Source organism: Sphingomonas desiccabilis (genome assembly GCF_004135605.1).
Lineage (GTDB): Bacteria > Pseudomonadota > Alphaproteobacteria > Sphingomonadales > Sphingomonadaceae > Sphingomonas > Sphingomonas desiccabilis.
On the sequence record NZ_SDPT01000001.1, the window covers coordinates 26,588 to 47,788 of the forward strand.

At 68.3% G+C, this 21,201-nt stretch carries 17 protein-coding genes; 12 read left to right on the plus strand and 5 right to left on the minus strand.

Annotated elements, in window-relative coordinates; translation table 11 throughout:
• The first annotated feature begins 1 nt into the window (after position 1).
• The 6 genes from EO081_RS00085 (at position 2) to EO081_RS00110 (ending at position 9,682) form a co-directional block, all read left to right on the plus strand.
• Positions 2-1,552 carry a family 43 glycosylhydrolase gene (locus EO081_RS00085; RefSeq protein WP_129339963.1) on the plus strand — a complete coding sequence of 517 codons (1,551 nt, stop codon included), beginning with the start codon at positions 2-4 and terminating at the stop codon, positions 1,550-1,552.
• A gap of 224 nt (positions 1,553-1,776) precedes the next feature.
• A complete protein-coding gene (locus EO081_RS00090) occupies positions 1,777-2,202 on the plus strand; it encodes an organic hydroperoxide resistance protein (RefSeq protein WP_129339964.1) in 426 nt (141 codons plus the stop codon).
• Between the two features lie 214 nt (positions 2,203-2,416).
• Positions 2,417-4,009 carry an alpha-N-arabinofuranosidase gene (locus EO081_RS00095; protein WP_129339965.1) on the plus strand — a complete coding sequence of 531 codons (1,593 nt, stop codon included), beginning with the start codon at positions 2,417-2,419 and terminating at the stop codon, positions 4,007-4,009.
• Positions 4,010-4,117: 108 nt separating this feature from the next.
• Positions 4,118-5,131 carry an arabinan endo-1,5-alpha-L-arabinosidase gene (locus EO081_RS00100; RefSeq protein ID WP_129339966.1) on the plus strand — a complete coding sequence of 338 codons (1,014 nt, stop codon included), beginning with the start codon at positions 4,118-4,120 and terminating at the stop codon, positions 5,129-5,131.
• A gap of 29 nt (positions 5,132-5,160) precedes the next feature.
• Positions 5,161-6,606, plus strand: a complete 1,446-nt coding sequence (locus EO081_RS00105) for a glycoside hydrolase family 43 protein (RefSeq protein WP_129339967.1) — start codon at positions 5,161-5,163, stop codon at positions 6,604-6,606.
• Positions 6,607-6,826: 220 nt separating this feature from the next.
• Positions 6,827-9,682 carry a TonB-dependent receptor gene (locus tag EO081_RS00110; RefSeq protein ID WP_129339968.1) on the plus strand — a complete coding sequence of 952 codons (2,856 nt, stop codon included), beginning with the start codon at positions 6,827-6,829 and terminating at the stop codon, positions 9,680-9,682.
• Positions 9,683-9,758: 76 nt separating this feature from the next.
• Here EO081_RS00110 and EO081_RS00115 read toward each other — a convergent pair whose 3' ends face one another.
• Together EO081_RS00115 and EO081_RS00120 are read right to left on the minus strand one after the other, a co-directional pair.
• Positions 9,759-10,109 (minus strand): MliC family protein, encoded by a 351-nt coding sequence (locus EO081_RS00115; protein WP_129339969.1) that lies wholly within the window; start codon positions 10,107-10,109, stop codon positions 9,759-9,761.
• A complete protein-coding gene (locus EO081_RS00120; RefSeq protein WP_129339970.1) occupies positions 10,106-10,447 on the minus strand; it encodes a DNA primase in 342 nt (113 codons plus the stop codon). The genes EO081_RS00115 and EO081_RS00120 overlap by 4 nt, the downstream gene beginning before the upstream one ends.
• A 211-nt stretch (positions 10,448-10,658) precedes the next feature.
• Here EO081_RS00120 and EO081_RS00125 point away from each other — a divergent pair, with 211 nt between their 5' ends.
• Positions 10,659-11,606, plus strand: coding sequence for an isopenicillin N synthase family dioxygenase (locus tag EO081_RS00125; RefSeq protein ID WP_129339971.1), 948 nt, complete (start codon positions 10,659-10,661; stop codon positions 11,604-11,606).
• A 174-nt stretch (positions 11,607-11,780) separates the two neighbouring features.
• Positions 11,781-13,073 carry a homoserine dehydrogenase gene (locus EO081_RS00130; RefSeq protein WP_129339972.1) on the plus strand — a complete coding sequence of 431 codons (1,293 nt, stop codon included), beginning with the start codon at positions 11,781-11,783 and terminating at the stop codon, positions 13,071-13,073.
• Between the two features lie 253 nt (positions 13,074-13,326).
• Here EO081_RS00130 and EO081_RS00135 read toward each other — a convergent pair whose 3' ends face one another.
• Positions 13,327-14,523, minus strand: coding sequence for a M24 family metallopeptidase (locus EO081_RS00135; RefSeq protein ID WP_129339973.1), 1,197 nt, complete (start codon positions 14,521-14,523; stop codon positions 13,327-13,329).
• 16 nt (positions 14,524-14,539) lie between these two features.
• On the minus strand, positions 14,540-15,757 hold the full coding sequence (locus EO081_RS00140; RefSeq protein ID WP_129339974.1) for an NAD(P)/FAD-dependent oxidoreductase: 1,218 nt from the start codon (positions 15,755-15,757) through the stop codon (positions 14,540-14,542).
• A 75-nt stretch (positions 15,758-15,832) separates the two neighbouring features.
• On the opposite strand from EO081_RS00140, the gene EO081_RS00145 reads away from it, so the two are divergent.
• From EO081_RS00145 to EO081_RS00160, 4 genes are all read left to right on the plus strand, one after another.
• Complete coding sequence (locus tag EO081_RS00145; RefSeq protein ID WP_129341347.1) at positions 15,833-16,747, plus strand: dihydrodipicolinate synthase family protein; 915 nt, start codon at positions 15,833-15,835, stop codon at positions 16,745-16,747.
• Between the two features lie 12 nt (positions 16,748-16,759).
• Positions 16,760-17,758 (plus strand): 4-hydroxyproline epimerase, encoded by a 999-nt coding sequence (locus EO081_RS00150; RefSeq protein WP_129339975.1) that lies wholly within the window; start codon positions 16,760-16,762, stop codon positions 17,756-17,758.
• A 61-nt stretch (positions 17,759-17,819) separates the two neighbouring features.
• Positions 17,820-18,476: a GntR family transcriptional regulator gene (locus tag EO081_RS00155; RefSeq protein WP_129339976.1), complete on the plus strand. Its 657-nt coding sequence runs from the start codon at positions 17,820-17,822 to the stop codon at positions 18,474-18,476.
• A gap of 25 nt (positions 18,477-18,501) precedes the next feature.
• Complete coding sequence (locus EO081_RS00160) at positions 18,502-19,923, plus strand: amino acid permease (RefSeq protein WP_129339977.1); 1,422 nt, start codon at positions 18,502-18,504, stop codon at positions 19,921-19,923.
• A gap of 95 nt (positions 19,924-20,018) precedes the next feature.
• Here the strand turns inward: EO081_RS00160 and tal are convergent, their stop codons facing one another.
• The gene (gene tal / locus EO081_RS00165) at positions 20,019-21,140 is read right to left on the minus strand and encodes a transaldolase (RefSeq protein ID WP_129339978.1); all 1,122 of its coding nucleotides are present in this window, start codon (positions 21,138-21,140) and stop codon (positions 20,019-20,021) included.
• Positions 21,141-21,201 lie beyond the last annotated feature (61 nt).

A 21,201-nucleotide genomic window follows, 5' to 3' on the forward strand; every position in this document is an offset into this window, starting at 1 on the left:
CATGCGCGCGGCTCGGTCGGTCGCGCTCGCGGCGCTGCTCGCAGCGGCGTGGCCGGCCGCCGCGCAACAAGGCGTGCCGGTGCAGAGCGCCGGCAACCCAATCCTCGCGGACGGGCGCTTCTATTCGACCGATCCGGCGCCGGTGGTGCTCGACGACACGCTCTACATCCTCGCCGGCCGCGACGAGGCGCCTCCAGACGTCAACGACTTCATCATGAACGAGTGGCAGCTGCTTGCCACGCGGGCTCCGGCCGCGGGTGCCTGGACGCACTATCCGGCGGTCGCGACGCCGGAGGGCATCTTCCAATGGGCGGAGCCCGGCCGCGCCTATGCCGGGCAGATCGTGAAGGGCCCGGATAACCGCCTTTATCTCTACGCGCCGGTGCTGGAGGCGAACACCGACGCCAAGGACGGCTTTGCCATCGGCGTCGCCGTGGCGGACCACCCGACCGGCCCCTGGGTGGACGCGCACCCCGCCGGCCCGATCGTGTCGCAGCGCGTGCCCGAACCCAACACCATCCAGAACATCGACCCGACCGTGCTCGTCGACGACGACGGCCGCGTCTATCTCTATTGGGGGACGTTCGGGAAGCTGCGCGGCATCGAGCTGGAGCGCGACATGGTGACGCCCAAGGGGCGCCCGATTGCGGTGACGGCGCTGACCGGCTTCTTCGAGGCGCCGTGGCTGATGAAGCGCAAGGGCATCTATTACTTGCTCTACGCCGGCAACAATGCCGGCCCGGACTCGCCGTGCACGCCGACGCTCTACCACGCCTGCATCGCCTATGGCACCGCGCCGACGCCGCTGGGCCCCTGGACCTATCGCGGCACCGTGCTGAAGCCGGTGTCCTCCACCACGTCGCATCCGGGTGCGGTCGAGTATCGCGGGCAGTGGTATCTGGCCTATCACACCGCCGATGGCGCGGGCGGCGGTCACTTCCGTCGCAGCGTCGCGATCGACCGGCTGGAGTGGGACGACAGCGTCAGCCCGCCCGCGATCCGCCCGCTGGTGCCGACCCGCAGCCCGCAGCCGGTGCCGCCGCCCGGCCGCAACATCGCCCCGGCGGCCGTCCCCGCCGCCTCGAACGAGCCGGTTCCCGTGCGCTATTGGCTGCGTGCGCTCAACGACGGCGCCACCAGGGCGTCGCCGCTGCCGCCAGAGATGTGGGGCAGCGCGAGTCCCGGAAGCCCGCCGCAGCAGTGGATCGAATACCGCTGGCCCGATCCCGTGACGGTGGAGGAATCCCGCATCTGGTTCTTCGCCGACCGACAGGCCGGCATCGCGCCGCCCGCGACCTGGCGCATCGAATATTGGGACGGCAGCTGGAAGCCGGTTCGGCGCGCCGACCGCTATGGCACCGCCGTCGGTGCCTTCCAGCGGACGCGCTTCGCTCGCCTCCGGACCCGGTGCCTGCGTGCGGTCTTCCAGGCCGCGCGTGTGGACGGAACGAACCGGGCGATGGCGGTGCAGGAGTGGGAAGTGCTCACCTCTCGGCCGACGCGGGTCACGCCGCCCGCCGGCACGATCGCTCCCTGCGACCCTCGCGGGTAGCGGCCGGTCGGCGTAACGGCCGATCGCGCATGCCGCTCCGGAGCTTCCGTGTCGCCACCTAGCCAGCTTCGGGATGCACGCGGAAAGTGAGCGAGCCTGTCCGCTGCATGCCCGACAGCAACTCGAGGAAAAAAACATATCGCGATAAAGAAACCGTCTGGACATGTGCTGGTGCGTTCTCCATATTGTTTATCGCAATAAGGATCTTTCGCAGGAGTCAGCATATGTCCGTCGACGTGAAGTATCGCACCTCCGCCACCGCTACCGGGGGCCGCGATGGCCGTGCCCGTACCGCGGATGGCCGCCTGGAAGTTCAGCTGGCGACGCCCAAGGAACTCGGCGGCGCCGGGGGCGAGGGGACCAATCCCGAGCAGCTGTTCGCGGCGGGCTATGCTGCCTGCTTCCTCGGCGCGCTGAAGGTCGCGGGCCAGCAGCTCAAGGTGCGAGTGCCGGCGGAGACCAGCATCACCGCGACCGTCGGCATCGGCCCGCGTGCGGCGGGCGGCTTCGGCATCACCGCCGATCTGGAAGTGACGCTGCCCGGGGTCGAGCGCGCCGATGCGCAGAAGCTGGTCGAGGCCGCGCACCAGATCTGCCCTTATTCGAATGCCACCAGGAACAACGTGGACGTGGGCCTCAGCGTCGCCTGAGCGCGGTCCCATCGAAGTCTCTTGCGGGCGGGGTGGCGACACTCCGCCCGTTTTACGTTCCATTGCTGCTGCCCGAACGCGATTGCGTAAAACTGGGCGCTGCCATATGTCCGAGTAATACGGACGCGCACTTCGCCCGGCCGTCGTGCACCCCATGAGAGGGTGGGAACCAGGCTGCGGTCTTCAGCTGCGGCAGCAAAGGGAGAGACGACCCATGATCCGGACCCTCCGTCGCGCAGCGCTTGCGCTGATGCTTTCGGCGGCGCCGCTCGCCGCAGGCGCCCAGACCGCTCCTGGTCAGAGCGCGCCCAGCCAGCCGCCGGCCGCCGGCACCGCCACCGTCTCGATCGCGGGCAACCAGCCCGGGCCGACCTATGACCGCCGCATCTTCACCCAGTTCGCCGAGCATCTGGGCCACGGCATCTACGAGGGGCTGTGGGTCGGCAAGAACTCCAAGATCCCGAACACCAACGGCTTCCGCAACGACGTGGTGGCGGCGCTCCGCAACCTTTCCGTTCCGGTGATCCGCTGGCCGGGCGGCTGCTTCGCCGACGAATATCACTGGCGTGAGGGCATCGGTCCGCAGAACAAGCGCCCGATCAAGATCAACACCCACTGGGGCGGCGTGACCGAGCCGAACACCGTGGGCACGCACGAGTTCTTCGAGCTGCTGCGCCAGGTCGGCGCCGAAGCCTATGTCGCCGGCAACGTCGGCAACGGCACCCCGCGCGAAATGGCGGAGTGGGTCGAATACATGACCTCGCCGGCCGGCAGCCTCGCCGACGAACGCGCGAAGAACGGCCACAAGGCGCCCTGGGCGGTGCCGTTCTTCGGCGTCGGCAACGAACTGTGGGGTTGCGGCGGCAACATGCGGCCCGAGTTCGCGGCCGACGAGACCCGCCGCTACGCGACCTTCATCAAGGCGCCGGCCGGCACCAAGATCATGAAGATCGCGGCAGGCGCGAACGTCGAGGACTATAACTGGACCGAGACGATGATGCGGGTGGCGGCGCCGCAGCTCGACGGCGTGTCGCTCCACTATTACGTCCATCCCGCCGGCGGCTGGCCGCCGCGGGCACCTGCCGTCGACTTCGACGAGAACGGCTGGGCCGATGCGCTCGCCGGCGCGTGGCGCATGGACGAGCTGATCACCAAGCACAGCGCGATCATGGACAAATATGATCCGCAGAAGCGCATCTTCCTGGCGGTCGACGAATGGGGCGCCTGGTATGCCCAGGATCCGGGCACGCACCCGGGCTTCCTGCGCCAGCAGAACACGCTGCGCGACGCGCTGATCGCCTCGATCCACCTCGACATCTTCGCCAAGCATGCCGACCGCGTCCGCATGTCGGCGATCGCGCAGATGGTGAACGTGCTGCAGGCGATGATCCTGACCGACGGCGGCAAGATGGTGCTGACGCCGACCTACCACGTGTTCGAGATGTACAAGCCATGGCAGGACGCGACCGTGCTGCCGATCACGATCAACACGCCGTGGTACAACAAGGACCAGTTCACCATGCGTGCCGTCAGCGGTTCGGCGGTGCGCGGCAAGGACGGCAAGGTCCACATCGGCCTGTCCAACCTCGATCCGAACCAGGCGAACACCGTCACCGTCAACCTGGACGGCATCACTGCTTCTTCGGTGACCGGCCGGGTGCTGACCGCGCCCGCGATCAACGCACACAACACGTTCGACGCACCCGAGGTGGTGAAGCCTGCCGCTTTCAACGGCGCGCAGGTGAACGGCGGCACGCTGACGGTGACGCTGCCGGCCAAGTCGGTGGTCGTGCTGGAACTGCAATAACCTGCGGCCTTGTGCCCCTGCGCAGGCAGGGGCCCAGGGCCACAGGCGTGACGCATAGAAACCCTGTGCTCCTGCCTTCGCAGGAGCACAGGCGGAGGAGAGGATACAATGCTACGGTCGCTTCTGATAGGAGCCGCGCTGGTGCTGGGCGCAGCCGCCGCGACGGCGCAGCAGGCGCCCAGCCTCAACGCGCGGCTGACCGGCGACCTCGTCCCCACCCACGATCCCGTGATCGCGCGCGAGGGCGATACCTACTACGTCTTCGGCACCGGCCACGGCGATCGCCTGGTCGAGACCAAGCACTCCCCCGACCTGATCCATTGGAACGCGGGTGCGCCCGTGTTCACCAAGATGCCTGCTTGGGCGTCCAAGGCGGTGCCCGGCACCAACGGCATGTGGGCGCCCGACATCGCGTTCGTGAACGGCCGCTGGCGGCTCTATTACTCCGTGTCGACCTTCGGCTCGAACCGCTCTGCGATCGGCATGGCGACCAATGCCACGCTGGATCCGAAGTCGCCCAAGTTCGCCTGGCGCGACGAGGGCCTGGTGGTGCAGTCGATGCCCAGCGACGACTTCAACGCCATCGACCCGAACTTCGTGGTCGACCGTCAGGGTCGCCACTGGCTGTCGCTCGGCAGCTTCTGGAGCGGCATCAAGCTGTTCGAGCTCGACCGGAAGACCGGCAAGCTCCTCCACCCGAAGGAAAAGCGCTTCTCGATCGCCCGCCGCATGGCGCCCGCGGGCGCGGCGGCACCGGTGGAGGCGCCCTTCATCGTGCCGCATGGCGACTATTACTATCTGTTCGTCTCCTACGACTATTGCTGCAAGGGCGTGAACAGCACCTATTACACCGTGGTCGGCCGATCGAAGGAGATCACCGGGCCCTATGTGGGCAAGGACGGCAGTGCCTTGATGCAGGGGCAGGGCACGATCTTCCTGCGCGCCGACCTGGAAGAGAAGCAGCGCTTCCGCGGCCCCGGCCACCCCGGCTGGCTGCACGACAAGGATGGCCGCGATTACGTGGTCTACCACGCCTATGATCGGGAGAAGAACGGCGCGCCGACGCTGCGCATCGCTCCCGTGACCTGGGGCGCCGACGGCTGGCCCGTCGCCGCCCAATGACCTCCTCTCGCCGAATCCAGGGAGCCGACATGCTTCATCTCGACCGCCGCCTCTTCCTCGCCGGTGCCGCCGGCAGCGTCGCTGCCGCCCAGGCAGCAGTCGCCGGCGTGCGCGCGCCCGGTGCCGCGGCCGCGGCCCCCGTGCCGGTGAACCCGCTCGTCAAGCAGCGCGCGGACGCGCAGGTGTTCCGCAACACCGACGGCTATTACTATCTGACCGGCTCGGTGCCGGAATACGACCGGCTGGTGCTTCGCCGCTCGCGCACGCTCGCCGGCCTCGCGACCGCCGAGGAGCGGGTGCTGTGGCGGCATGAGGCCACCGGCCCGATGTCCGGCTTCCTCTGGGCGCCCGAACTCCACCTCTTCCAGGGCAAGTGGATCATGTATTTCGCAGCCGGCCCCAGCGGCGGCGGTGAGGACGTGTTCCGCATCCGCACCTATGCGATCGTGTGCGACGGCCCCGATCCGATGACCGGCAACTGGAAGGTGCTGGGCAAGTTCGAGTCGCCCTTCGACGGCTTCAACCTCGACTCGACGATCTTCGAGCATCGCGGCGTCTCCTATTTTTGCTGGGCGGAGCGCGAGCCGGGGATCGAGACCAACTCCAACCTCTATTTGGCGCCGCTCAAGACCCCGCTGACGCTGGCGCGCAAGGCCGTGCGCCTGACCGTGCCGACGCTCGACTGGGAGATCCGCGGGTTCAAGGTGGCCGAGGCGCCAGCGGTGCTCGCGCGCAACGGCCGCCTGTTCATGACCTATTCGGCAAGCGCCACCGACGATCGCTATTCGCTCGGCATGCTGACCGCGCGCGACGACGCCGACATCATGGACCCGAAGAGCTGGGTGAAATCGCCCCAGCCGGTGTTCGTGAGCTCGGAGGTGACCAGCGTCTACGGTCCCGGCCACAACAGCTTCACCGTCGACGAGCAGGGCCGCGACGTGCTCGTCTACCACGGCCGCGATTACAAGGCGATCACCGGCGATCCGCTGTTCGACCCGAACCGCCACACCCGCGTCCAGCGCATCTACTACCGCGAGGACGGCACCCCCGATTTCGGCATCCCGGTCGGCAACGGCCCGGTGCCGGATCGCTTCTCGCCCGCAAATGCGCCCAAGCAGTTCGTGCGGCACGACGGCGATCGCGTGGTGGTGGGGCAGGGTTCGATTCCGTCCAGCCAGTTCCGCAGCGTCGAGAGCATGGCAGGTTCGGGCGCCATCGCGCTGGCGCCCATCGACGTGACCGACCGGGTCCTGTTCGCCGCCCCCGACGGCAGCGTCCGTCTGGCCCAGCCGCTGCGCGACCGTCAGTTCGTGCTTCGCAGCAGCTTCGTGCGCGAGGCGGTCGACCGCGACACGGTGCGGTTCGCACTCGCCGGTCGTCCCAATATGGTACTCGCCCATGTCGGCGGCGAGCTCCGGCTCGTGGCGCGCGCCACGCGCGGCAACACCCAGAACAGCGTCTTCCGCGTCAGCTGACGCGGAAGTTTCGCCCGCTTTTCTCTCCTGACCCTGCTGGCCCCGCACGGCTCTGCCGTTGCGGGGCCAGTGCTGCGTGACTTTCGGGCAACGCTGCCCGCTTGCTGTGCAGCGGCCTTGCGAATGCAGCTTGCCGTCGCCCAGCTGTTGCCGTAATTTTGTAGGAGTAAAGTTTCGATCAATTACGCCCGGTCGCCAAGCCCGGCGAGGGGAGAGGCACATGGCTTTCAAGCCCATTTTCTTGCGTACCGCGTCCGTCGTTGCCCTGGTGCTGGCGCCGCCGGCCTTTGCACAGACTGCCGCGGACGACGCATCGCAGACCACCGGCACCGTAGCCGACCCGGTCGGCTCCACCCCCGACGAGGACGCGGGCGGCGAGATCGTCGTCACCGGCGTGCGCGGCAGCATCGTCGGCGCGCTTAACGTACGTCGTGAATCCATCCAGATCGTCGACTCGGTGGTGGCCGAGGACGTCGGCAAATTGCCCGACAATAACGTCGTCGAAGCGCTCCAGCGCATCACCGGCGTGCAGATCACCGACCGCGCCGGCGGCGAGGCGGCAGCGATCAGCATCCGTGGCCTGACCGACCCGCTGACCACGCTCAACGGCCGCAATATCTTCACCGCGGCCGGCACGTCGTTCGCGCTGCAGGATATCTCCGCCAACCTCGTCCGGCAGATCGACGTCTACAAGACGCGCTCGGCCGACCAGATCGAGACCGGCCTCGCCGGCCAGATCGACGTCAAGACCCGCCGCCCGCTCGACTTCGACGGCTTCGCGATCTCGGGCCTCGCCCGCGGCATCTACAGCGAGCTGGCCGACGAGATTAATCCGAACGTGGCGCTGCTGGTCAGCAACCGCTGGGAGACCGGCATCGGCGACATCGGCTTCCTCATCAACGGCAGCTATTCGCAGTACAAGTATCGCAACCAGAACCTCCAGGCGGGCGCGATGGTGCCGTTCGCGACGGAAAACCCGACCGCCGGAAGCGGCCTGACCCCGCTCGAGCGCATCTTCCCGGGCGATCGCAACCAGAACTGGACGCCGGGCCTCGACGCCGGTCTGCCCACCGCACCGGGCTCGACGCTCAACATCAACGGCGTCGATGTCCCCTACTATCTGTCGCGCGACGCGGTCATCAGCTCGGACCTGTACGGCGAGCGCAAGCGCCCGTCGGTCAACGCAGCCCTGCAATGGGCACCGAACGATCGCTCCGTCTACACCGCCGAGTTCTTCTACACGGGCTTCCGTGGCAAGACGCTCAACAGCCTCCACTTCAGCTTCGCCGACTGGTGGGGTGACATCGAGAACCCTGCGTCGAGCTTCGAGCTGTACGAAGGCACCAACATCATCAAGTCGCGTCGCGCCGGATCGGTTGCTGGCTTCAACAGCGGCGATTATGCCACCAACAAGACCGACAGCTTCGTCTATGCCCTGAACGGCGCCTGGGACGTGGCGGACCGCGGCAAGATCACCGCCGACGTCGCATACCAGAACAGCAAGAACCAGACCTCGTTCTTCGCCATCCGCACCGACCGCGGCCCGCTCGACCTCGACGTCGACTTCAACGCGGGCGGCGGCATGCCGTCCTACAGCTTCGCCAATCAGGGAGTCCTGACCGACGCCTCCGCCTGGACGGTCGGCAACCTGTTCGACAGCGGCACCAAGAACACGGGCAGCGCGCTGACCGTGATGCTCGACGGCGAGTACAGCTGGGACGAGGGCTTCCTGCGCCGCATCAAGGCGGGCTTCCGCTACGACAACCGCGATGCCGACAGCTTCGTGCGCGATCAGGGTGCGGGCGGGCTCGGCGTATCGCTGGCGGATTTCGCAGTAGGCACGCCGTTCACCAACAGCGGCTTCTTCGACGGTCGCGCCGACATTCCGACCAGCTGGGTTCTGGCCGATCCGCGCACCATGGACCACGATGCCGTGCGCCGGCTGTACCAGACGGTCGCCCCCGGCCTGCTGCTCTCCGACCAGCTGAGCTTCGGCAAGGTCTTCGGCATCAACGAGATCACCACCGCCGCCTATGTCGTGGCGGACGGCGAGATCGAAGTGTTCGGTCGCCCCCTGCAGATCCAGGGCGGCGTGCGCTATGTCATGATCGACACCGACTATGACTATTTCGATCGCGGAAACGACTTTGCCCGCACGTCGGTCTCGACCGGCTCGGAGAAGTTCTTGCCGTCGTTCACCGCGCGCTATGGCATCACCGACAATCTGCGCCTGCGCTTCAACTATGGCGAGACGCTGCGCCGTCCGGCCTTCGGTGACCTGAACCCGAACCGCGTGCTGACGGGCGACCTGTCGCGCATCGGCTTCGGCACGGGCACCTCGGGCACGGCGACGCTGGGCGCGACCCACTCCAAGAACATGGACCTGGCGCTGGAGTGGTATTTCGAGCGCAACAGCGCGATCTACGTGACCGGCTTCCGCCGCGAGATCGAGGGGCTGGTGGTGCCGCTCACCATCCGCGAGTTCATCCCGGACAATTACCTGCCGCGCAACGACACCTATACGGAGAACTTCAACATCACCCGGCCGGTGAACGCGTCGAACGGCGTGCTGAAGGGCGTAGAACTGGGGCTCACCTACTTCCCGACCTATCTGCCCGGCCCGCTCGACGGTCTCGGCTTCACCGGCAGCGCGACGATCCTCGATTCGGAGCAGACGATCCCCGTCACCAACACCGAAGGGGAAATCGTCGGGGAGACCAACTCGTCGTTCTTCGGCGTATCGAAGCTGTCGTACAATGCGACGCTCGCCTACGACAACGGCCCGATCGGCGCCCGCTTGTCGTACATCTGGCGCAAGGGCTTCCTACAGCGCAACGAGGGCCGGTCCTTCGCCAATCCGATCGGCGTGTGGCGCAACCCGGAGCAAAGCCTGGACCTGCAGCTCACCTGGCGCGTGACCGACGATATCGGCGTGACCTTCGACGCGGTGAACCTCACCAAGGCGAAGCAGCAGGAATATTACAAGTTCGGATCGGTGGGGAACAAGGATCAGTTCAACACCAACACGCTGCTGATCGATCGGACCTTCGCGCTCGGCGTGCGCTTCTCGATGTAAGCTGCAGGCGGGGGAAACCCCGCCGATGCATCAATCCTTCAGGGGGTCGGCATTGCCGGCCCCCTTTTCGCGTCGGCTAGTCCCGTGCGACGCACTGCGTCGGGGCACGCCCTTCGGCCTCGAACCGCGCGTCGCGGCCCTTGCCGCGCAGGGTCATGCCGCTGCCGGCGTACCAGATTCCCGATGCCGGTCGCTGGCCCTCCAGCACGCCCAGCGTCCTGCCACCCTCGCGCAGCGTCACCGTGTCTGCGCGATTGTCGAACGTGGCGACCAACCGGGTTCCATCCTTGCAGCGATAGCGGGCGGTGACGCGCGCCGGCAGATCGCGCACGACCGCCTCCGGCGCGTTTCCCCAAGGCTCTGGCGCGCTGCCGCCGCAACCGGCGAGCAACAGCGCCAGCGCGGCAGCAGTCGCGGTTCGGATCACGGCTCCAGTGCGGTCCTGTCGGTATCTTCGAGATCGTCGTCCTCGGCGAGGTCGTCCTCGTCGAAGTCCTCCTGGAGCTCGTCCTCCTGCTGATCGTCGGGATCGATCAAGCCGTCGTCGTCATCGTCCTCGCTGCCGAGCTCATCGTCTTCCATGAGCAGGTCGTCGTCGTCCTCGTCATCGTCCTCGCCGAGGTCCGGCTCGATGTCCGTCAGCATGGTGCCGTCCGAGGGGCCTTCGCTGGTGACTTCCAGGATCTCGGCGCGCTGGCTCTCGTCATAGCCTTCTTCGTCGTAGCTGTCGCCGGAGCCCAGCCCCGGTACCTGGTGACCACCCATGGTTCGCTCCTTTGTCTGGCCCATCAGGAAACTGGACCTCCAAGGCGCGAACGGCGGGCGCGCCCGCGTGTTCCCGGACGACGGCGCGATCGGGGCGGCGACGCGGAAGAGCGTGCCTGCGGTATACTCCTGGCCGGAGGGTGCAAGGGGCTGTTCCCGCACGGGTTGCAGGCGTATTCACGCCCATATTCATACCCCTACAGGATTCCCCATGCTCGACGTTCCCATGACCCAGGTGCCGCTCGTCTCGCTGGCCGACCAGCAGAACGATCCGGAGGGTTTCGCACAGGCGTTCGGCGGCTCGTTCGAGCGCTTCGGCTTCGCCATGGTCGCGGACCACGGCATCGACCCGGCGCTGATCGATCGCGCCTGGGCTCTGACCGAGGAGTTCTTCCGGCTGCCGGAGGACGAGAAGCGCACCTATCATACGCCCGGCGGTGGCGGCGCGCGCGGCTACACGCCGTTCCGGACCGAGATCGCCAAGAACGCGAAGGTCACCGACCTCAAGGAATTCTGGCACATCGGCCGCGAACTGCCGGCCGGCCATCGTTTCCGCGACGTGATGCCGGACAACATCTGGCCGTCGGCGCCCGCGGGTTTCAAGGAAACGTTCCTTGAGCTGTTCGCCGCCTTCGACACCGCCGGGCTCAAGCTGCTTTCGGCGATCGCGCGCTACCTGAAGCTGGATCCCAACTGGTTCGAGCACGCGGTGAAGGACGGCAATTCGGTGCTGCGCCTGCTCCACTATCCGCCGATCCCCGCCGACGCGCCGGGCGTGCGCGCAGAGGCGCATGAGGACATCAACCTCATCACCCTGCTGCTTGGGGCCGAGGAAGCCGGGCTGGAACTGCTCGACAAGGACGGCGACTGGCTCGCGGTGAAGCCGCCGGTAGGCGCGATGGTCGTGAACGTCGGCGACATGCTGCAGCGGCTGACCAACCACGTGCTGCCCTCGACCACCCACCGCGTGGTGAACCCGGCGCCCGAGCGGCGCGGCAACTCGCGCTACTCGATGCCCTTCTTCCTCCATCCGGCACCCGATTTCCTGATCGAGACGCTGCCGAGCTGCGTGGGCGAGGGCAATCGCTACCCGGAGCCGATCACCGCGCACGACTATCTGCACCAGCGGCTGGTCGAGATCGGCCTTCTGAAGAAGTGATGCGACGCGCCCCCGTTCGGTGACGGGCGCGCGCTCCGCCTCCGCGGTCCGGCTCACACGCGGTAACTTTTGCAAAGTTTTCTGGTTGTGCCGGGGTTGTTTATACCACGGCCCCTCCGCTAACGCCTGCCGCTCCGCCGGGACGTGCCCGGCGGCGAAATGGAAGAGGCAGGCATGACGGAACCGCTACGCGTCGCGATCGCAGGACTTGGTACGGTCGGCGCGGGCGTCATTCGTCTGCTGGACGCGAACGGGGCGTTGATTGCCCGCCGCGCCGGCCGCCCGATCGAGATCGTGGCCGTGTCTGCGCGGGATCGCGCCAAGGATCGCGGCGTCGACCTGTCGCGCTTCGACTGGGTGGACGACACCGCCTCGCTTGCTGCCGACGCGCGGGCCGATGTGGTGGTGGAACTCGTCGGCGGCGCCGACGGCCCCGCGCTGACGCTCACCCGTGCGGCGCTCGCCAATGGCAAGAGCGTCGTCACCGCCAACAAGGCGATGATCGCGCACCATGGCCTCGAACTCGCCCGCGCCGCCGAAGGGCGCGGCGTCGCGCTCAAGTTCGAGGCGGCGGTCGCAGGCGGCGTGCCCGTCATCAAGGGGCTGCGCGAGGGGGCCGCGGCCAACGAGATCGGCCATGTCTATGGCATCCTCAACGGCACCTGCAATTTCATCCTGTCGAAGATGGAGGCCGAGGGCCGCGACTTTGCCGAGGTGCTGGACGAAGCGCAGCGGCTCGGCTTTGCCGAAGCGGACCCCAGCTTCGACATCGATGGCGTCGATGCCGCGCACAAGCTGTCCATCCTGGCGAGCTTCGCCTTCGGCACCCGCCCGGCCTTTTCGGATGTCGCGATCACCGGCGTGCGCCACGTACTCGCGGCCGACATCGCCGAAGCGGCGACGCTCGGCTATCGGGTGCGGCTGGTGGGCGTGGCGGAGGCCGGCAAGAACGGCCTGTTCCAGCGCGTCCACCCGCATCTGGTCCCGCTCGACCATCCGCTGGCGCACGTCACCGGCTCGCTCAATGCGGTGGTGGCCGAGGGCAATTTCGTCGGCCGGCTGTTCTTCCAGGGCCGCGGTGCCGGCGACGGCCCGACCGCCAGCGCGGTCGTGGCGGACCTGATCGACATCGCCCGCGGCGAGTTCGGGCCGCCCTATGCGGAACCGGCCGAGGCGCTGGCCGAGCAGCCGGCGGCGCCCACCGGTGAGCGCCGCGGCCGCGCCTATCTGCGGCTGATGGTCGCCGACAAGGTGGGCGTGCTGGCGGAGATCGCGGCGGCGATGCGCGACGCCGGCGTGTCCATCGAGCGGCTGATGCAGCGCGGCGCCAATGCCGACGGCAGCGTGCTGGTGGCGATCGTCACCCACGAAGGTCCGGAGCGCGCCGTCGCGGCCTCCCTCGATCGCCTGCGCGGCTCCCCCAGCCTGGTCGGCGAGCCGATGTGGATGCACATCCTGGAGAGCTGAAGGCGCCATCGCCGCACCCGCCTCATTTCCTCGTCATGCTGACGAACGTCAGCATCCAGGAGGTGAGAGCGCAGCGGCAATGGATCCTGACTTCCGTCAGGATGACGGTAGGGGGGCGTTCGTGCCTCTCCTCGTGCTCCTGCGAAGGCAGGAGTCCAGGGTCACAAGCACCGCTGACTGTTGCTCTGCTTGGCCCTGGGACCCCGGCTTGCGCCGGGGTGCGGCCCGCCTTGCGGACGCGGTGTGCTTCGTTCTAATCCGCGAACGGCCGGTCGATCGCGTGCTGCGGCTGGGTAAACCACGCCGCCCCCGTCTCGGTGACGTGGAAATGATCCTCCAGCCGCACGCCGAAGCGATCCGGCACGACGATCATCGGCTCGTTGGAAAAGCACATGCCGGGTGCAAGCGGCGTCCGGTCGCCGCGCACCAGATAGGCCGGCTCGTGGATCGACAGACCGATGCCGTGCCCGGTGCGGTGCGGGAGGCCCGGCAGGCGATAGTCCGGGCCGAGCCCTGCCGCCTCCAGCACGCGCCTTGCTGCCGCATCGACGCTCTCGCAGGGCGCCCCCGGCACCACCGCGTCGAACGCCGCCTGCTGGGCTTCCTTTTCCAGCGACCAGATGCTGCGTACCTCGTCCGGTACCGCCCCGAACGCATAGGTACGGGTGATGTCCGAGTGGTAGCCCTCGACCAGGCAGCCGGTATCGACCAGCACCAGCTCACCCTCCTGCAGCCGCTGCTCGCCGGGAAGTCCGTGCGGAAAGGCGGTCGCGCGCCCGAACTGGACGATGCAGAAGCTCGATCCCGCCGCCCCGATCGCGCGGTGCGCGGCGTCGATGAAGCGGACCACCTCGCTCGCGGCGATGCCCGGGCGCAGGATGCGCGCGGTGCGGCGATGCACCTCCAGCGTCATCGCCTTGGCCTGGGCAAGCAGTGCCAGTTCGGCCGGTGACTTCACCATCCGGCAGCCGTCGATCGCGGGGGCGCCGTCGAGCAGCCGAACGCTGCCCGCCTTCGCCCGCAGCCGCTCGGCCCATTGGAACGGAAACAGCGGGTCGACGCCCAGCTTCGTGATCCCGGTGGCCGCAAGCGTATCGGCGAGCAGCGCGATCGGGTCCTCGTCCTCCTCCCAGAGCCGGATATCGGCGTCGATCGCGAGGTCGGCCTCCAGCGTGCCCAGCTCGAATGCCGGACACAGCAGCACCGGGCGGCCGCGCGCCGGCAGCAGCATCGCCACCAGCCGCTCGCTCGGGCCCCAGGGCACACCCGCGAAATAGCGCAGCGTCGCGCCCACGTTGAGAAGCAGTCCGTCCGCACCGGCCGCATCCGCCAGCGTCCGGGCGCGCTCCAGCCGCACCTGTCGCTCCGCGCCGCCGATCGGTGCGGCGCGATCCGCCCAGGGTGCGATGGCTGCGAGTTCGGCCTCTGCGCTCGATCCGCCGATGGTCATGGCTGTTCTTCCTTGTTCAAAACCGTGCGAGGTCGAAGGGCGCCAGATCGACCGGTGGACGCTCGCCTGCGACCAGGGCTGCGACGAGCTCGGCCGTGATCGGCGCCAGCGTCAGCCCCAGATGCTGGTGGCCGAATGCATAGAGCAGATTGTTCGCGCGAGGCGAGCGGCCGATCGCGGGCAGATAGTCGGGCAGGGTGGGGCGCGATCCCATCCACCGGCGGAAGGGCCCTGTGATGGGGAGGCCGAGTGCGCGGACGTGCTCTTCCAGTCGCTCCCATTTGCGGGGGTCGGGCGGCGCGTCGGGGCTGCCCAGCTCGACGAAGCTCGCGGCCTGCACGCGATCGGCATAGCGGGTGACGATCATCGACCGGTCCTCGAACACCAGGGGCGGCAGGTCCGCCGGCCAGCGATCGGCGGCGGCGCGAATGTGATAGCCGCGCTCGGCGATCATCGGGGCGGCGTGGCCGGTCGCCTCCATCAGCGCGCGCGAGCCGATGCCGGCCGCCACCAGCACCAGTTCGGCCGGGTGCCCGGGGACCAGCGCCACGCCGTCGATGATCCGAAGGCGCGCCCGTGTGCGGACGATGCGGCCGCCTGCCCGCGTGAACGCCCGTTCGAGCGCCTGCGCCAGGGTCGAAAGGTCGCGGATCTGGCCGCTTCCCGAGAAGCGGATGGCGCCGGCAACCGGCGCCTGGGTCACCGCGCCGATCGCCGCCAGCTCGGCCGGAGTCGCATCCCGAAACTGTGTCGTGCCCGTTTCGGCCGCAGCCCAGGCGGCACGCCCGGCGTGCGCCGTCTCGGGCGTCTCCCAAAGTACGAGATGGCCGTCCTGGACCAGCAGTTCGGGGGCGCCGATCGTCGCCGCCAGCCGCTCCCAGGCGGGCATCGCCTCCTGCAACAGGCTGCCGAGGGCGGCGCTGCCCAAGGCGAACCGGCCCGGAGTCGATCGGCTGACCAGCCGCAGCGCGAACGGCAGCCAATCCGCGATCCGGCCGAGCGGGAGGTCGAGCGCGCCGCCGCGCACGAACAGGCGCCGCGGCGCCGACCGGATCGCCGCCGGCGAGGCGAGGGGCGCCACCTGCTCCGTGGCGATGTGGCCGGCATTTCCCCAGGAGGCAGCCGTGTGTGCGGCGTCCGGCTCCAGCAGCGTCACGGAATGACCGGCACGTGCCAGCGCCACGGCGCATGCCAGCCCCACGACGCCTCCCCCGACCACATTCGTCGCACCCACGCCCGTTCTCCTGTTGCGGCACAGCGATCTCTATCGTATACGGTATATGTCCGCAACGAGAAGAGAATGGTTCCGATGATGGTCGATTGGAAGGGTGTGTTCCCCGCCGTGACGACGCAGCTCCGTGAGGATCTGACGATCGACTTGGGCGAAACCCAGCGGGTGGTGGACGACCTGATCCGCGACGGGGTGACCGGCGTAATCGCGCTCGGCACCGTGGGCGAGAACAACTCGCTGATGTTCGAGGAAAAGCAGCAGGTCCTCTCCGCGATCGTGGAGGTGGTCGCCGGCCGCGTGCCCGTGCTGACCGGCGTCTCCGAATATGATCAGCGCCGCGCCACCCGCTATGCCCAGGCGGCCGAAAAGATCGGCGCCGACGGCCTGATGCTGCTCCCGCCGATGGTCTATGTGCCCAAGGCCGAGGAACTGGTCGCGCACTTCCGTGGCGTGGCTGAGGCGGTGAGCCTGCCGATCATGCTCTACAACAACCCGCCGGCCTATCGCACCGTGATCGACCGCGGCGTGCTCGCGGCGCTCGACGATGTGAAGAACATCGTCGCGGTCAAAGAATCCGCGCCCGATACGCGCCGCTTCACCGATTTCCGCAACGAGTTCGGCGAACGCTTCGTGCTGTTCGCGGGCCTCGACGACGTCGCGCTCGAGGGCCTGTTCCTGGGTGCCAAGGGCTGGGTGTCGGGCCTTACCAACGCCTTCCCGCGCGAGTCCGTCGAGCTGGTGCGCGCCTTCGAGCGCGGCGACCCTGCCAAGGCGCTCGAGATCTATCGCTGGTTCATGCCGCTGCTTCATCTCGACGCGGAGCATGACCTGGTGCAGACGATCAAGCTCGCCGAGCAGGTGATGGGCCGCGGGTCGGAGCGCGTGCTCCCGCCGCGCCAGGTGCTGACCGGCGAACGCCGTGCAGAGGTGATCGCCATGGTGGAAAAGGCCGCGGCGACCCGCCCGACGCTCGACATCGCCAAGGCAGCCTGACACGAGACACCCATGCGGCACACCTTCTTCTGTATCGACGGCCACACCGCCGGCAATCCCGTCCGCCTGGTCGCGGGCGGCGCGCCGCTGCTGAAGGGGGCATCCATGTCGGAGCGGCGCCAGGACTTCCTGGCCCGCTTCGACTGGATCCGCACGAGCCTGTGCTTCGAACCGCGCGGGCACGACATGATGTCGGGCGGGTTCCTCTACCCGCCGACGCAGGCCGATGCCGACATCGGCATCCTGTTCATCGAGACGTCCGGCTGCCTGCCGATGTGCGGCCACGGCACCATCGGCATGGTCACCTTCGGCCTGGAACACGGCTTGATCCAGCCCGCCACGCCCGGCAAGCTGCGCATCGAAGTGCCGGCCGGGGTGATCGACGTCGCCTATGAGACGCAAGGCGACAAGGTGACCGCGGTGCGCATCACCAACGTGCCCGCCTATGTCGCGGCGACGGGCATCCAGGTCGATCTGGAGGGGCTGGGGCCGCTCAGCGTCGACGTGTCCTATGGCGGCAACTACTATGCCATCGTCGAGCCGCAGGGGGCCTATACCGGCCTCGACGATCTCGGCGCCTCGCGGCTGGTCGAACTCAGCGCCCGCCTGCGCGAAGCGATCCGCGAGAAGTTCGAGCCGGTCCACCCGCTCGATCCCACCATCCGCGGCGTCAGCCACATCCTGTGGGCGGACAAGCCGCGCGGCGAAGGCGCCGATGGGCGCAATGCCGTCTTCTACGGCGATCGCGCGATCGACCGCAGCCCCTGCGGCACCGGCACCTCTGCGCGTCTCGCCCATCTCGCCTCCAAGGGGCAGCTGAAGACCGGCGAGCGCTTCGTCCACGAAAGCTACATCGGCAGCCGCTTCATCGGCCGGGTGGAGGCGGATACCGCGATCGGCGACCAGCCGGCGATCATTCCCTCGATCGAGGGATCGGCGGTCGCCACCGGCTTCAACACGATCTGGATTGATCGCACCGATCCTTTCTGGAAGGGTTTTCAGGTCAAGTGACCTTGGTACCCGCAGTCGAACGGCGGCGGGCGAGCCATGCCCTTCCGGAGGTTCCCCGTCGATGAGCATTGTTGTCCGCACGCTCTCCGAACAGGTTTTCGAGATTATTCGCGAGCGGATCATCACCGGGGTGCTCCAGCGCGACGTCCCGATCCGGCAGGATGCGCTCGCTAACGAGCTGGGCGTCAGCAAGATCCCTCTGCGCGAGGCGCTGGCCCGGCTGGAGCAGGAGGGGCTCCTCACCAGCCAGGCCAACCGCGGCTATTTCGTGCGGCCGATGTCCGCGATCGAGGCCGACGAGATCTTCGCGCTCCGGCTGGTGCTGGAGCCGCCGGCCGCAGCCCGCGGCGCCGAGGGCGCCGACGACGCGGACCGCGCCGCCACCATCGCTGCCTTCGAGGCACTGGACAGCGCCGCCAGCAACAATCTCGCCAGCGTCGCCAGCTGCAACCGCAGCTTCCACACCGCGCTCGTGCGCCCGAGCGGCCGCCTGCTGACCACCCAGCTGGTCGAGCGGCTGACGGTGCTGTCGGAACGCTATGTCATCGCGCACCTCAAGCCGGCCGGGCGCGAGGACCGGGCGCACCTCGAGCACCGCGACCTGCTCGATGCTTGGCTTGCAGCGGACGGGCCGCGGGTGGAGGCGCTGCTGAGCGCGCATATCCAGGCAACGCTGGACGATCTTCGCGCCGAATTCGGCTCGGAATTGTCCGGCTAAGACGAAAAACGAGGGGGGAGAGCCGATGTTCGGGCCGCGTAAATCGATCCACACGATGAGCAGTCAACAGGAGGGGCACCGGCTCGCCAAGACGCTGAGCTGGCCGCACCTGATCGCGCTGGGGGTCGGCGCCATCGTCGGCACCGGCATCTACACGCTCACCGGCGTCGGCGCCGAGCGTGCCGGGCCGGCCGTGATCCTCGCCTTCGCCATCGCCGGGGCGGTCTGCGCCTGCGCGGCACTCGCCTATGCCGAGATGGCGACGCTGATCCCGGCTGCGGGCAGCGCCTATACCTTCAGCTACACCGCCATGGGCGAGGGAATCGCCTGGATCGTCGGCTGGAGCCTGATCCTCGAATATTCGCTCGCCTGCTCGACCGTCGCGGTCGGCTGGTCCGGCTATCTCGTCGGCTGGATCCAGGCGGCGGGCGTGACCCTGCCGCAGGCGCTGCTGGTGGGGCCGCATGATGGCGGCATCATCAACCTGCCGGCCGTGCTGGTCGCGCTCTCCGTCATGGGCATGCTGATCGCCGGCACGCGCGAGAGCGCGACGCTCAACATCATCCTGGTCATCATCAAGCTGGTGGCGCTCAGCGTGTTTGTCGCCTTTGCGCTGCCCGCGTTCCAGGCCGACAATCTCCAGCCGTTCATGCCCTACGGCTTCGGCAGCACCGAGGTGATGGGAGAGAAGCGGGGCGTCATGGCCGCCGCCGCGATCGTGTTCTTCGCCTTCTACGGCTTCGACGCGGTGGCGACCTCGGCCGAAGAGGCGAAGAACCCGGGCCGGGACCTTACCATCGGCATCGTCGGCTCGATGCTGGTGTGCACGATCATCTACATGGCCGTCGCGGTCGCAGCCGTCGGCGCGCTCCCCTATACCGCGCTTGCCAACTCGCCGGAGCCGCTCGCGCTGGTGCTGCGCTCGCTCCAGCAGCCGGTCGCCGCGCACCTGATCGCGCTTGCCGCCGTGGTGGCGCTGCCGTCGGTGATCCTGGTGATGATGTACGGCCAGAGCCGCATCTTCTTCGTGATGGCACGTGACGGCCTGCTGCCCCGCGGCCTCGCCAAGGTCAGCCCGCGCACCGGCGCCCCGACGTTGATCACGCTGGTGACGGGCGTCTCGGTCGCAGCCGTAGCCGGCTTCTTCCGCCTCGACGAGATCGCGGAACTCGCCAACGCAGGCACGCTGGTCGCGTTCATCGCCGTCGGCGCCTGCCTGATGATCCTGCGCCGCCGTTTCCCGGAACTGCCGCGGCTGTTCCGCTGCCCGGCGCCCTATGTGGTCGGCACGCTCGCGATCCTCGGCTGCATCTACCTGTTCATCAGCCTGCCGAGCTCCACCATCACCCGCTTCTTCCTGTGGAACGTCATCGGCCTGGTGATCTACTTCGCCTATGGCCGCCGCCACAGCGATGCGCGCGAACCGGTACCGGTCGCGGGAGCCTGAACCCGGCGCGGCGCACCGGCGCCGCGCCCAGGTCTCCGGCGTCGGTGCCAGGATCGTGCGGGAGGTGCGGGGATACCGCACCTCCCGTTGTCGTTTCAGGCGCCGGGATGCTTCTTGGCGATCGCCCCCAGCAGGTCGTCGAACGCCTTCACGAACTGCGCGACCCCGTCTTCGACCAGCCGCTGGGTGACGCCGTCCAGGTCCAGGCCCAGCCGCTCGGCTTCGGCGAGCACGCGGCGCGCGCCGTCCAGGTCGGCGGTGAGCGTGTCGGCGACGACGCCGCGCTCGCGGAACGCGTCCATCGTCTTGGGCGGCATGGTGTTGACGGTGTCGGGGCCGATCAGCGCGTCGACATAGAGCGTATCCGGGTACGCCGGGTCCTTGGTCCCGGTGGACGCCCACAACAGCCGCTGCGGCTGCGCGCCCTTGGCGGCCAGCGCCTGCCAGCGGTCGCTCGCGATGAAGTCCTGGTACCAGGCATAGGCTGCCTTGGCGTTGGCGATCGCGACCTTGCCGCGCAGCGCCTTCAGCGCCTCCGCCTGCGGATCGCCCTCGGCAACGCGGGTGTCGATCGCCTTGTCCATCACCGCGTCGATGCGGCTGACGAAGAAGCTCGCGACGCCGGCGATGCGGTCGATCGGCAGCCCTTGCGCGGCGCGCTGTTCCAGCCCGGCGACATGCGCCTCGGCCACGCGCTGGTACGCCTCCAGCGAGAACAGCAGCGTGACGTTGACGTTGATGCCGGCCGCAACCGTCGCCGCGATCGCCGGTGCGCCCGCCGGCGTGCCCGGGATCTTGATCATCAGGTTCGGGCGGTCGACCGCGGCCCACAGCTTCTGCGCCTCGGCAATGGTCGCATCGGTGTCGTCGGCGATGTAGGGTGACACTTCCAGGCTGACATAGCCGTCCTTGGCATCGGTGCGGTCGTAGACCGGGCGCAGCGTGTCGGCCGCAGCCTTGATGTCCTGGATCGCCAGATGCTCGTAGCGGTCGATGGTCGCGGCACCCGGATGGGCGGCGTCATAGGCGGCCAGCGTCGCGTCATACGCGTCGCCATAGCCCATCGCCTTTTCGAAGATGGCGGGGTTGGAGGTGACGCCGGTCAGCCCGTCCTCGGCGACGAGCTTCTCCAGCCCGCCGGCCTCCAGGAACTTGCGATCGACGAAGTCGAGCCACGGTGCGGTGCCCTTGGCGCCGAGATCGTTGAGCAGCCCCATTTACCTGTCCTTTCAGCCTGCGCCGGCCCCCGCGGGGCGGCTTTGGTAGCGCTATGCCGCC

Excerpts from the sequence above, each read along its gene's own strand:
- EO081_RS00085 (WP_129339963.1), top strand. The coding sequence starts at position 2 with ATGCGCGCGGCTCGGTCGGTCGCGCTCGCGGCGCTGCTCGCAGCGGCG.
- EO081_RS00090 (WP_129339964.1), top strand. The coding sequence starts at position 1,777 with ATGTCCGTCGACGTGAAGTATCGCACCTCCGCCACCGCTACCGGGGGC.
- EO081_RS00095 (WP_129339965.1), top strand. The coding sequence starts at position 2,417 with ATGATCCGGACCCTCCGTCGCGCAGCGCTTGCGCTGATGCTTTCGGCG.
- EO081_RS00100 (WP_129339966.1), top strand. The coding sequence starts at position 4,118 with ATGCTACGGTCGCTTCTGATAGGAGCCGCGCTGGTGCTGGGCGCAGCC.
- EO081_RS00105 (WP_129339967.1), top strand. The coding sequence starts at position 5,161 with ATGCTTCATCTCGACCGCCGCCTCTTCCTCGCCGGTGCCGCCGGCAGC.
- EO081_RS00110 (WP_129339968.1), top strand. The coding sequence starts at position 6,827 with ATGGCTTTCAAGCCCATTTTCTTGCGTACCGCGTCCGTCGTTGCCCTG.
- EO081_RS00120 (WP_129339970.1), bottom strand. The coding sequence starts at position 10,447 with ATGGGTGGTCACCAGGTACCGGGGCTGGGCTCCGGCGACAGCTACGAC.
- EO081_RS00125 (WP_129339971.1), top strand. The coding sequence starts at position 10,659 with ATGCTCGACGTTCCCATGACCCAGGTGCCGCTCGTCTCGCTGGCCGAC.
- EO081_RS00130 (WP_129339972.1), top strand. The coding sequence starts at position 11,781 with ATGACGGAACCGCTACGCGTCGCGATCGCAGGACTTGGTACGGTCGGC.
- EO081_RS00135 (WP_129339973.1), bottom strand. The coding sequence starts at position 14,523 with ATGACCATCGGCGGATCGAGCGCAGAGGCCGAACTCGCAGCCATCGCA.
- EO081_RS00145 (WP_129341347.1), top strand. The coding sequence starts at position 15,833 with ATGATGGTCGATTGGAAGGGTGTGTTCCCCGCCGTGACGACGCAGCTC.
- EO081_RS00150 (WP_129339975.1), top strand. The coding sequence starts at position 16,760 with ATGCGGCACACCTTCTTCTGTATCGACGGCCACACCGCCGGCAATCCC.
- EO081_RS00155 (WP_129339976.1), top strand. The coding sequence starts at position 17,820 with ATGAGCATTGTTGTCCGCACGCTCTCCGAACAGGTTTTCGAGATTATT.
- EO081_RS00160 (WP_129339977.1), top strand. The coding sequence starts at position 18,502 with ATGTTCGGGCCGCGTAAATCGATCCACACGATGAGCAGTCAACAGGAG.
- tal (WP_129339978.1), bottom strand. The coding sequence starts at position 21,140 with ATGGGGCTGCTCAACGATCTCGGCGCCAAGGGCACCGCACCGTGGCTC.